This window comes from Arcticibacter tournemirensis (assembly GCF_006716645.1).
In the GTDB taxonomy this organism is placed as follows: domain Bacteria; phylum Bacteroidota; class Bacteroidia; order Sphingobacteriales; family Sphingobacteriaceae; genus Arcticibacter; species Arcticibacter tournemirensis.
In genome coordinates this window covers 1,169,433-1,181,722 of sequence record NZ_VFPL01000001.1, presented here as the reverse complement: position 1 = coordinate 1,181,722, position 12,290 = coordinate 1,169,433, and the positions used below count along the sequence as shown (strand labels likewise).

Annotated in this window: 12 protein-coding genes; 4 read left to right on the top strand and 8 right to left on the bottom strand. The window is 39.1% G+C overall.

Going from position 1 to position 12,290, the window contains the following annotated elements; translation table 11 throughout:
- Positions 1 to 460: 460 nt before the first annotated feature.
- On the top strand, positions 461 to 943 hold the full coding sequence (locus BDE36_RS04955) for an SRPBCC family protein (protein ID WP_141813957.1): 483 nt from the start codon (positions 461 to 463) through the stop codon (positions 941 to 943).
- 14 nt (positions 944 to 957) lie between these two features.
- Here the strand turns inward: BDE36_RS04955 and mnmL are convergent, their stop codons facing one another.
- Positions 958 to 1,914, bottom strand: coding sequence for a tRNA modification radical SAM protein MnmL/YtqA (gene mnmL / locus BDE36_RS04950; protein ID WP_128769723.1), 957 nt, complete (start codon positions 1,912 to 1,914; stop codon positions 958 to 960).
- A gap of 197 nt (positions 1,915 to 2,111) precedes the next feature.
- Here mnmL and corA point away from each other — a divergent pair, with 197 nt between their 5' ends.
- The 3 genes from corA to BDE36_RS04935 all read left to right on the top strand — a co-directional run bounded on the left by corA (position 2,112) and on the right by BDE36_RS04935 (position 4,520).
- The gene (corA, locus tag BDE36_RS04945; protein ID WP_128769724.1) at positions 2,112 to 3,065 is read left to right on the top strand and encodes a magnesium/cobalt transporter CorA; all 954 of its coding nucleotides are present in this window, start codon (positions 2,112 to 2,114) and stop codon (positions 3,063 to 3,065) included.
- Between the two features lie 120 nt (positions 3,066 to 3,185).
- Complete coding sequence (locus tag BDE36_RS04940) at positions 3,186 to 3,941, top strand: DUF72 domain-containing protein (RefSeq protein WP_141813956.1); 756 nt, start codon at positions 3,186 to 3,188, stop codon at positions 3,939 to 3,941.
- A gap of 207 nt (positions 3,942 to 4,148) precedes the next feature.
- Positions 4,149 to 4,520 carry a response regulator gene (locus BDE36_RS04935; protein ID WP_161973420.1) on the top strand — a complete coding sequence of 124 codons (372 nt, stop codon included), beginning with the start codon at positions 4,149 to 4,151 and terminating at the stop codon, positions 4,518 to 4,520.
- A 67-nt stretch (positions 4,521 to 4,587) separates the two neighbouring features.
- Here the strand turns inward: BDE36_RS04935 and BDE36_RS04930 are convergent, their stop codons facing one another.
- From BDE36_RS04930 to BDE36_RS04900, 7 genes are read right to left on the bottom strand one after another with little or no spacing between them, the layout of a single operon-like run.
- Positions 4,588 to 5,529, bottom strand: coding sequence for a phosphatase PAP2 family protein (locus BDE36_RS04930; RefSeq protein WP_141813954.1), 942 nt, complete (start codon positions 5,527 to 5,529; stop codon positions 4,588 to 4,590).
- Between the two features lies 1 nt (position 5,530).
- Positions 5,531 to 6,151, bottom strand: a complete 621-nt coding sequence (locus tag BDE36_RS04925) for a sterol desaturase family protein (protein WP_141813953.1) — start codon at positions 6,149 to 6,151, stop codon at positions 5,531 to 5,533.
- A 10-nt stretch (positions 6,152 to 6,161) separates the two neighbouring features.
- Positions 6,162 to 7,454, bottom strand: a complete 1,293-nt coding sequence (locus BDE36_RS04920) for a DUF4833 domain-containing protein (protein WP_141813952.1) — start codon at positions 7,452 to 7,454, stop codon at positions 6,162 to 6,164.
- Between the two features lie 37 nt (positions 7,455 to 7,491).
- On the bottom strand, positions 7,492 to 10,071 hold the full coding sequence (locus BDE36_RS04915; protein WP_128769730.1) for a DUF5686 and carboxypeptidase-like regulatory domain-containing protein: 2,580 nt from the start codon (positions 10,069 to 10,071) through the stop codon (positions 7,492 to 7,494).
- Positions 10,068 to 10,445: a GtrA family protein gene (locus tag BDE36_RS04910; protein WP_128769731.1), complete on the bottom strand. Its 378-nt coding sequence runs from the start codon at positions 10,443 to 10,445 to the stop codon at positions 10,068 to 10,070. The genes BDE36_RS04915 and BDE36_RS04910 overlap by 4 nt, the downstream gene beginning before the upstream one ends.
- 6 nt (positions 10,446 to 10,451) lie before the next feature.
- Positions 10,452 to 10,904, bottom strand: coding sequence for a phosphatidylglycerophosphatase A family protein (locus BDE36_RS04905; protein ID WP_128769732.1), 453 nt, complete (start codon positions 10,902 to 10,904; stop codon positions 10,452 to 10,454).
- Positions 10,905 to 12,233, bottom strand: coding sequence for an inositol-3-phosphate synthase (locus tag BDE36_RS04900; protein WP_128769733.1), 1,329 nt, complete (start codon positions 12,231 to 12,233; stop codon positions 10,905 to 10,907). It abuts the gene before it with no gap.
- Between the last annotated feature and the right edge of the window lie 57 nt (positions 12,234 to 12,290).

Here is a 12,290-nt window from a genome sequence, read left to right as displayed (position 1 = left end):
TATTATATTTTCTATTGCAATAACAAAACACACACCTCGCGTTACTCCTCCTTTAGCTAACGATCTATTTCAATTCTAGCCAATAACCTCTTTAATCAATCCATAAAAAGTCAGAAATACAGCCATATGCCAATATTCTCACAATTATCTACATATTATATCGAATAAAACCACAAAAATCAGATAATATAGCATAAAAAACATCAAAAAATTCAAATAAACAAACAAAAACACGCTATACAATGATAAAATTATAACAATTATTTAAAATAACAATGGTTTCATTAAAAATAAATGACTTTTTTTAAATATAAATTAAATAAAAACACGAAAAAAATAGAAATATAACCCAAAAAACAACACACAAAAGCGCCAAAACCTTAACAGATCCGCGCCATTCTACCTACTGCAGCAATAACTTGTGATTAAACTTTCGTCAACACATAACTGTTATATATAGATGAAAATTTATAGTTTTAGATTCCTTCAGAATATTCCAGTGGGACTGGATGAAGCATGGGCCTTTTTCTCCTCCCCATTTAATCTTGCGAAGATCACACCGTCAGTTGGTTTTTCTATTACCAGCGATATCAAAACAGATGAAATAATGTATCCCGGAATCCTGATATCCTACACAGTGGCACCACTTGCTGGTATAAAAATGAATTGGCTAACAGAAATAACTCACATCCGTGAGAAAGAATATTTTGTTGACGAACAACGATTTGGACCGTTTGCATTCTGGCACCATCAACATCACTTCAAAGAAATCGAAGGAGGAATAACCATGGAAGATATTCTTACATACGCAATTCCCTATGGTTTTATAGGCCGTATTGTAAATAGCCTGGCGGTAGAAAAAAAAGTTCTTGATATCTTTAAAACCAGAGAGAAGAAGATTAATGAGATCTTTAATAGTTCAGCAGGCTCGGACACAATTTAAAAAGCAGAACCAAGTCAGCCTTTTATAACAGAATCAAATTTACAACCCTGTATAACACCTCTGCGCTCCAGCTCTTTGTCGATATAAGTTTGGATACCTGATTTCTTCAAGCCCCAGTCTGGAGCAATCAGGAGATCATAATCGGAGATACCGAATAAACGTTGAATAATAATATCAGGTCGGAGCAGGGGAATAAACTCTGACAGAAAATCTGCATATTCTTCCAGCGAAAATAACTTAAATGGCTTCCTTTTATACTGAACTCCCATGATAGAGCCCTCCACCACATATAACTGATGCAACTTCACAAACTTGATCTGCGGAAAACGATTAATTTGATCTGCGTACCGAAGCATCATTTCACGGGTTTCCCATGGGAAACCAAAAACAGTATGAACACAAATATCAAGGGATGAATTTTCAACCAGGCCCAGAGTCTGCTCAAGTTCCTCATGAGTGCATCCTCTGTTTATCCTCTGGAGCGTTTCATTATAGATTGATTCCATTCCCATCTCCAAATCCACATCAAGCCCCCTTTCTACATAACTCTCCAGCAAAGCCACCTTTTCGGCGTCTATGCAGTCGGGACGTGTACCAACTGAGAGACCCACAACATCACTTGGAGATATACTTAGCGCCTCATCGTACATCATCTTAAGATAATGTGCAGGTGCGTAAGTATTTGTATTAGGCTGGAAATATATAATGAACTTCTCCGCGGCATATCCATTTACCGCCCGCTCCATCCCCTTCTCTATTTGTTCTCTGACTGTAGGCATTTTACGTGAAAGCTCAGGCGTGAACGAATCGACATTACAATAAGAGCAACCTCCGTAGCCTTTCGTACCATCCCGGTTCGGACAGGTAAACCCTCCATCCACAATTATTTTAAACACTCGCTTGCCCTCATACTTCTTCTTAAGATATGCCCCGTAGTTATTATATGCCTTATACCCGAAATCAATATTCATTTATCATTTACCTTAAGTTGCTGGGATACTTTAAATCAGTACGATAGGTATACTGATTCTGACGCAAAGGTACTGAATATAAAACAGATTTGAGGGTTTCAGACTTTATTGCTATGTTGTAGCGTTGATCGGTTAAAATTACAAGGTATAATCGCGGCCTCGTGCGATATCTTTGAATCCCTGACAGAATACTTATTATGCTAAGAATTTACTATAAAAAAGACCGCAGATTAGCTAAGGAGACAGATCTCGATATGCTTAGAGAGATCCCCATGGAAAGCATGATCTGGGTGGATCTTCAAAACCCAACGGTAGAAGAAAAAATCACCATTGAGACATACTTTGATATTAAGTATTCTTCAGAAGAAGAATCACAGGAAATCGAAAGCTCCTCACGCTTTAGTGAAGTGGAAGATGAGCTGATCATCAACTCCAACTTCTTATCAATCCGCGGCAAGGGCTTTGTTTACTGCCCAGTTTCCGTTATACTTGAGAAAGGTATACTATTTACCTACCGGGATGACGATCTCAAAACATTTAGCGAATCGGTTAAAAAAATAAAAGCAAGTCCGGTATCTTATACAAACGGGTATCAGATATTATTAACACTGCTCGAAACCTCTATTGATCATGACGCGGATTTGATTGAGGGGCTAGCCCGGCATATTGCCGAACTGAACCAACAGCTCATCCTGAGAAAAAAACGTTCTGACGAAGAGATTCTGATACAGATATCTTCATTGCAGAATGAAACAATGTCTTTAAGAGAAAACATTATCGACAAGCAACGGCTAATTTCTGCATTGATGAAGAGCGGCATTTTCCCTGAAGAATACAAAGGGGTACTTCGCATAATGATCAGGGATATCAGCTCGATTCTTGAACACAATAAATTTGCTTTTGAACGTTTGGAATACCTTCAGGATACGTTTATGGGCTTTGTAAATATTGAGCAAAACCGAATTATTAAAATCTTTACAGTGGCTACCGTTGCGTTTATGCCCCCTACTCTAATTGCCAGTATCTATGGTATGAACTTCCAACTAATGCCTGAATTACATTGGCGATGGGGCTATGCCTTTGCCATTATACTCATGATCCTGTCTTCGGCACTTACCCTCATTTATTTCAAAAAGAAAAACTGGCTCTAGCGGCTATTTTTACAAGGGTCAAACCATTTTTCAGGAGGGCATGTTCTATACTAACTAGATACTTGCTCTTATGAAAAACAAACGTATTGCAAACCAGCATAACCCACTCAATACCCTGCTATGAACTGGCATATCGGCTGCTCTGGATTTCATTACAAACACTGGAAAGGTACCTTTTATCCAGAAAAACTGGCCCAAAGCAAGTGGTTTGACTATTACTGCCGTTTCTTCAATACACTCGAGCTGAACGTCACGTTCTACCGTTTTCCCCAACTTTCATTCTTGCAGAACTGGTATCTGAAAAGCCCTTCTGGATTCCATTTCGCGGTGAAAGCTCCCCGCCTGATCACTCACTATAAACAGTTTTCAGGGGTTGCTGATATGACATCCGACTTTTATCATACTATAAGAGAGGGGCTGAAGGAAAAGCTAGGATGCGTCTTGTTTCAGATGCCGCCCCGTTTTTCATTCTCACGGGAACGACTCGAGAAAATTATCAGAAGCGTGGATAATTCTTATCCCAATGTACTTGAATTCAGACATCAGACCTGGTGGCGGGAAGATGTATACAACACACTTAGAGCCCATAACATTAGTTTCTGCGGGATGAGCCACCCTATACTTCCCCCAGAAGTCATTTCCAATACCTCTCTCTTATATTACCGGCTTCATGGTATGGAACAACTATATGCGTCTAATTATGAGGAGCAACAGCTATCGGCATTAATCGAGACGATTAGAAAAAATGCAAACACTACAGATGCTTATATTTTTTTCAATAACGACATTAATACTTTCGCCGTACACAACGGTCTTTTGATGAACAGGCTTGCGGGAATAGAGCCACCTGAGAAAAACCCATTTAACGGAATATAATCTTAACTACTTGGCTGACATGATAAAGTACTGTCGTATAAACATCTAAGCTGGTCAGAGAACTTTTCTTTTAACAGAAACAATAAAAAGCTTCTTAAAATGTTATGTATGTTACACACGGAATGTCAGACGTACCTCGTAATTTTGCGATGATAAGCATATAAGTGCTGGGATTAAATCGGATATAACATATTTATAAATAAAGTTTTGGTCAAGGTAGAAGAACTGGTGCTAATAGACGACGAGCTGCTGGCTAATAAAATACATAGCCGCCTTATAGGTTCGGTAAATCACAAAATCCCGCTTACCTCTTTTACGGATCCGTTAAAAGGGATTGAGTATCTTAAAAGAAATCCTTCGGGAATATTGTTGCTTCTCGACATCAATATGCCAGTCATGAGTGGATGGGATTGCCTGGACTTCATGAAGAAAAACAACATTAACACTCAAGTAGTTATCCTTTCTTCCTCAATTAACCCAATTGACAGGCAAAGAGCTTTGGAATATAGCAATGTCACAGGCTTCCTTAATAAGCCGTTAACAAAGGAGACCATATCGCAGTTATTTCAAAACGGCTAAAAAGAACCCTCGCTTCGCTGTTTTACCGCGAAACTCTCGTTTCGCTTAAACGGCCAATGAGATCACGTTAGGCAGACGTTATCTTCATTAAATGATTAATGAAAGAATTCATCCATCTATATTTCAGAAGCAATTGAAACAACCCGATACTGCAAATCGCGCACAATATCCCGGCTAAAACATCAACAATATAGTGATGACTTGAATATACCGCCGCAAACCATATACCCAGCATAATAACTCCAAATAGAATATTCGTATACCTCAGTTTACTCCTCAAGCCATAAAAGAGTACAATAACGGGATAAGAAGAATGAAGAGATGGCATTGCCGCAAAAACATTCGAGCTCTTCGCGTAAATAGACTTGAATATAGATAATCCGAAAAAGCTGTCGAAACGGGCAAGTCCTGCTGTATTCCCTGGAGTAAATGCATTAAACTGAAACCCATAATTCTGAACATACCATGGAGGAGCAGCGGGATGAACATAATAGATCACAAATCCAAGAAGGTTCACCAGCAGAAAAGTTAACGAAAAGTAAAAGAAATACAGGCGCTTTTTAAAGAACAAATAGACGGCAAAAAGAAGAGGTACGGGAACCCAGGTAAGATAAAATATTCCGCTTAAAACATCGAATGCAGAATTAGCCCGGAGCTTAAAAAATTCATTCGGAGTTAGTACGGAGCCATTATAATCTATTCCAAATAAACCTTTCTCAAAAAAATAAATCCCGCTTATATCAACAGCATGGTATCTATAATTCGGAAAAGCCTTCATATAGTCGAATATAATCCAGTAAATTATGAAAATAGAAAATCCAAGAATTAACCTCCTTGTATCTTTTGAAAGATAGTAAAGCGTATTAAAGAGAATAACAAGAACCAACTGCTCGGGCTTATAGCCAATAAGAAAATATGAAAGCAATAGATAAGCAGCAGAAATTACTGTTACAGAGATTAAATTTTTATTTATCAATGGTATATGCTCAGTTTCAGTACTTGCAGGCATTTTACTTTCTGGAAAAATTAGTTTTGAATATTTTATCCCAAACGGCCGAACTTACGCCATACCCTTTGGTTTCATCTGAATAGTGATGAAGCATATGATGTTTCTTCATCTTCAGCCCTAGCCCGCTTTTAAAATTGTAATGATGAAGGGCATAATGCATCATATCATATATAAGGTATCCGAAAATGAATCCAGCGAAAGAAGCATATAACAGATAATCAGAAATAAATGATCTAAAAAGGAAAAAAAATAAAGCAGCCAGGGGGAGGCTAGCCGAAGGGGGCATTACCAGACGTTTTGCATCATTAGGGTAATCGTGATGAACACCATGAAAAATAAAATGAATGCGTTTGCCCCAGGAAGATTGCGGATGAAAATGAAAAACAAAACGATGAAGAACATACTCAACCAGGGTCCATACGCCCAATCCTGAAAAAAAAGCCATTGTAAAATGTAAGAAAGTCATATCTTCATTAATAAACGACCTCCAAATCATATATCCGATTATTGGGATATAAACAATAAGTGGGATATAAAAAGGTACTTTTGAAAGACTTTCAAGAAAATTGCTCTTAAACATTCTGGTAGATTCAGTTGAGTTGGATACAAAATTCTTTTTCATAGTATAAAAATTAAACCTTTATTCTCTGGGCCACATCTTCTCCCGTCGCGGCATCAACCCCTTTCAATTCAACATATTTAACATTCGGTACCCAAAATGTACCACCTTCAATCCTGACAAAGATCCGGTCAAGAATGATCTCTCTTTTTGCAACCGTGGTATATACCCTGTATCGGTTATACTTATCCTTCATCAGATAGAGCGGCAACTTTCCATAGGAAACAAACTTTAGTTCATACTTGCCATTACCTAAAGGTTTACTATTTATACCATAGGCAAATTTCCGTTGAATGAAGTTTAGTTCGCTTTTCTGTCCTTTTTCAGCGTATCTTATCCAAAACACGTTTACCGGATTGTCCTTATCGACCTGTCCTTCAGCGTCGATATTCAGCTGACAGATAATTGTGTTGGCGTTTGGATCTCTCTGAAGATAGAAAAGCTGATTGCTGATTCCTTTTGGAGTAGGGAACACGGTTTCCGGCTTCTGCAATAAAGGGCGGCCAAAAGCATAAGCACTACCGGCACTAAGTCCTGTAATCAATATGAAACCAATAAGTACAGAGGCCTTTTTAGAAGAAAACATATCGTTATCAGATTTTTCCTTAAGGTCTAATGCTTTTTTTGAATCCATTAAACGATTAACCGCAGTGATATTAGTCAACACAGCCATCACCGTTATCGGAATTGTAAAAATGGACATCGTTTCGAAAACGTGGAACGGGATACCGGGAACGAATACCTTGTAGTCGCCACCTAAAAATATTGAGCTAATACCACAAGCCATAGCACTTAAGCCAATCAGTACTACTCTTTCAGGCCTCTGCATTAATCCGCCTTTACATTCAATACCTAAGCCCTCAGCCCTCGCTCTCGTATAGCTTACCATCATAGAACCGATAAGTGCGATAAACGCAAAAAGCGAACTAAGAAAATAATGGTGAGATACAAGATAGAAACACACTCCTAAAAACATGATCATTTCGCTGTAACGGTCAAGCACAGAATCAAATAATGCCCCAAAAGTAGATTTCATATTTCCAATGCGTGCTACCTGTCCATCAAGCATATCAAACAAGCCTGCGAATAGCACCAGTGCTCCTGCCCACCCCACAAAACTTAAGTCGCCCCGGTTGCCTCTCTCAGCTCCCATAATAAAAATCACAGCCACCCCGATATTCAGCATCAATCCTATAGTGGTTACTGCATTGGGCGTTAGCCCGATCTTGATTAAAAACCTAACGAGAGGATTAATGATTTTATAGATGCCCAGTTGAAGACTGGTCCGTAAAGGCACTTGCGACATAACTATTTCTTTATATTATTTCTATGCAAAGGTAATGTTAGAAATCGAATTTTACCCGCGCTCTTACACCCCATTCTGAAACTTCAGGATTTTCAAGATAGTTGAAACGCTTCACTAAATCTACTCTAAATAGTTTGAAAATGTTTGCCAATCCAACACTTCCTTCAATATAAGGCTGCTTTTCGAGCGTGTAAGTGGTTCTTACCCCCTCACCGTTGGTAGGAAAGGTCAGGAGTTCAGGATGAACTAGAGGGTCGTTTTCGCTTCTTATGCCTCCGTAAAGGCCTTTAAAGGTCACCACTTCTCTCAGCTTCAATTTCTTCAATAGCGGAATCTTATTCAAAAAGAATCCATTGAAACTGTGATCAATATTCAAACTGGCGTAATGATCACTCACAAATTCAAGAAAATTCATGAGATTATAGGAATTCAGCTGATAAGCGTACGTCTGATTAGCCCTGTGAATAGCAAGAAGAGCAAATGGCGCCTGTCCGAATATATACCCACCTTCAACCGTCATGTCAGTGTAGCCAAGCTGTGAAAGATAAAATCGTTTCTGGATGTTACCAGTAAGATTCCCATAGTTGTATTCCCCGTCAAATAAGCCTTTTATTCCTTGTGTGTAACGAAGTGTAAACACCGGATCTGGGCCATACACTGGTATACGGTATATCTTCCCCTGATAAAACTTCTCATTAGGCGCATAACGCAGTTCCAAACTTAATTCTGATGTATTAATATTCTCAACACGATGCAATTCATTATTTTGAACATTGTTATATCGTAGAGACCCTGCCGGTGTTTGCTTCCATTTTTTGAATCCTACGTTATAAGAGAAATGATTCTCAAACTCATGAACATAATCAATCCGCCAAAGGTCATTGTATAACCAGCGATCATTTTCCCCCCGTTTAAAAGACAGCAGAAAATTGTCTTCCTGAACAAACTGAAGCTCCTGTCCGGGAATTTTGGTGTCGCGCTGGAAACTTGTTCTTATATAGTGCTGGGGGAAAGCATATATAGATTTATTGTTGATAGAATAAGTAGCACTCCCAAAATACTTCCATTTTTCATCTTTGAACCCATAAGCCCCATAAGTTTCAAAATAGTACCTCTTGCTAAGTTCAGGTGTGGTTCGCCCGCCGAGCCGTAGCCTGAATCCCTCTACCGGATTAAAACTGTAAAATGTATTTGCAGGCCCCACTTCAAATGGCCCGAACGATTTATATCCGGCAAAAAGAAAAGTCACAAGTTCCATCGTTTGCCTGAATGACTTCATGTTCTGAAGACTGTCTATATTCCTGTAAACACCCCTTTCCGACGATGACAACTGTTCATGGCGCTTTTGTTGCCAGAACTGCTCCTTGCTTAGGTTACTTTTACTTACTTCATTCTGGGCAACAATAACAGCAGGGCCGTTATAGATGCTGTCGGGAGCGGGCACATTTGTCTTATAATCTTTGAATGAAACCGTCCGCTCACCAAAAACGCCCGTTCCCTTATTCTTGCTTATCCCGAAATTTATATTAAGAGTACTTTTGCTAAGATGATAGCGTCCATCTTCCTGATTCTTCTCAAACTCCAGACGACTCTCAAACTGCCTTACAAAATTTAAATTAATATCCTTGTGAACTGTCAAATAGGCATTATCCACGGCATAACTGCCATCCATAGTGATATAGAGTTTCCCTTGGAAAAGCATATCGCCTTTATTGCGAGGCGCAAAACTTAATTCAACCAGTTTATCGTTGCCTCTGGTAACTGTATCGGTTATAAAGTATAAATAAAAAGTAGGCGCACTGTTCGCAATCGGACTTAGAAACTGGTTGCTTATAACCGTTATGTTGTTGTCATATATGTTTATATCCTGATACATCCGATTCAAATAGGCGCTTACCCCCTGCTGATCAATATACTTTGGATCAAAGTCAACTTTGTTCTTTGCAAGAATAACTGATTTATTCTCTTCCGGATTCTTCCTGTAATAATTTTTTGACAGCGTTTCTTCCATATATACCGGAAGAATGGTTGTTCCTCCAATGGCTGTTGAATCCTGATTCTTAAAAAGGAACTGGTAGTTTCGAAAGATCCTTTTATTACGAAACTTATCGGTAATATCGCTTAAAGCAAACGAAAGCTTTTCATATTTTTCATACTCTATGTAAGGGTAACTTTCTAGCCTGTTCTTTGATTTATTAGCTATAACCCGCTCTATTAGCTCTACAGCCGGGTTTCCTTTATTCCGGTACTTCTTTCGCCTGCCCGATTTTACAACTACCTCATTCAGCATTCTCGAACTCGATACCTGCAACTGAACATTTAACGTTTGTTCACGGCCCGGAATAATAACTTTCGTAAGAGAATTATAGCCTACATAGGTAAAAGTGATTTTATTATATCCCCCACCTATCTTCATGGAATACTTACCGTCAGCATCGGTACTTATGCCCAGCGACGTACCAGGAATAGTAATACTGACATAGGGCAGTGTTTCCTTCGTCTTAGCGTCAGTCACTACTCCTCTTACTAAAGTTTGCGCAACTGACAAAAATGATAAAAAAGTCAGCACGCCGACCAAACCATATCTGATGCCTATATATATATTGTTGATATTCACGATTGCTTAAAGACGAAATAATTTTGTAAAAGATAGTTGTAGGTAAACCCGACGACTACGGAAGCTATAACTTTACTCACTATGTAATTTATACCGCAATAATGAGTTAAAGCAAATACGCCCGAAGTGTTAAGTGTGATGCTCCCAGCCCATACCATACTATATTTAACTCCCTGGATATACACTTTTTTATTCCTGGAATTAAAAACCCAGTTTCTTCCCAGGTAGAAGTTTGTTATTCCCCCACAAACATTTCCGGTGAGATTGCCATTGACGTACCATATATTAAAAATTTCAACACTGACTAAAGTAGTTAAAAAGTCAACAACCGTACCAGAAAATGAAGCTACCTGCGCTTTTAGAAACTTTTGCATATTTTTTTAAAGCAAATTGCATGCAATGACAATCTGCAGACTAATATTCGCATATATCCCTGCCAGAACGTCATCCATCATCACACCAATCCCCCCCGGTAACTTTTCCATTTTCCGAATGAAAAATGGCTTACCTATATCAAATACCCGGAACAATATTAATCCTACTAATAAGTAAGTTATGCCAATAGGTATAAAAAGCATACTTATCCACATACCGGCTATTTCGTCAATTACTACGCGATAATTATCTTTTCCCCAAATTGGTTCCATCTTATGGGAAGCTAGAACACCGAGCGTTATCAAAACGACGGTAACGATGGCCGAAGTAAAAATATTGTAGGAATTTCCACCGGTCTGAGTTAGATACATGCAAAGACAGCAAAAGACAGAAGCGACTGTCCCTCCTCCTTTCGGGATATATCCTATACCAAAACCAGTGGAAATTAATTTATACATTTAGTGCATTGAATCTACAATATCCTGGTAGTAATCCAGTCCGAGATGAGTTATAAGGTCTTCCCCCATCATATGACGAAGTGTATTTTGTAACTTCATCAACTGTTTGAAGATATCATGTTCAGGACGCAGACCTTCAGCGGTCTGAGGCGATTTAAGATAAAATGAAAGCCATTCCTGAATTCCACTCATTCCCGCACGTTTCGCCAGATCAGTGAACAGGGCAAGATCCAACGCAACCGGAGCAGCAAGAATTGAGTCGCGGCAAAGGAAGTTGATCTTGATCTGCATCGGATATCCCAGCCATCCGAAGATGTCGATGTTATCCCAGCTCTCTTTGTTATCGCCGTGAGGAGGATAGTAATTAATTCTCACTTTATGATAAAGCTCACTATACAATTCAGGATTAACATCCGGACGGAATATTTCATCCAGCACACTTAACTTTGAAACTTCTTTTGTTTTAAAGTTATCAGGATCATCCAAAACTAATCCGTCTCTGTTCCCAAGTATATTGGTTGAAAACCACCCTCTAACACCTAACGCCCTTGCACTTAAACCGGGAGCAATAATGGTCTTCATTAAAGTCTGACCGGTTTTAAAGTCCTTACCCGCTATAGGGTTTCCTGTTTCCTTTGCCAGCTCTACAAGTGCCGGAGTGTCTACAGTAAGATTAGGAGCACCATTTACATAAGGCACATCTTCCTTAAGGGCGGCATATGCATAGATCATACTTGGTGATATATGATCGTCATTATTCTCCAAACCTGCTTCAAAAGCCGCGATAGAATGATGTACTGGTCCTTCTACCTGATAGATTTCAGTCGAACCACACCATACCATTACAACTCTCGTACATCCGGTCTTTGCTTTAAAATTACGGATGTCTTCACGAACCTGATCAGCAAGATCTTTCTTTGTTGTAAATGATTTGATGTTGGTACCATCCAGATTTTTTACATAACGCTTGTCGAAAGCAGCCTTCATGGGCACTAAAGCTTCAAGCTCGGGCTTAATAGCTGTCAGAAGTCCGGCATCAAGCACCTTAGCCTTCATCGCCGCATCGTACACATTATCTTCGTAAACATCCCATCCGCCAAAAACGATATCGTTAAGGTCAGCGAGAGGCACAAAGTCTTTAATTTTAGGATACTTGTTCTCTGTTCTCTTTCCTAAGCGGATACTGCCCATTTGGGTAAGCGAGCCGATAGGCTGCGCAAGACCCTTACGTACAGCCTCAACACCGGCTATTAAAGTAGTTGCAACAGCTCCTAATCCAGGGATCAGGATTCCCAGCTTACCTTCAGCTGGTTCTACATATTCTTTCATTTTTGTTTATATTAATTGTTGAATATTAATTTTTATTCTGCTATAGTTATTCTGAAA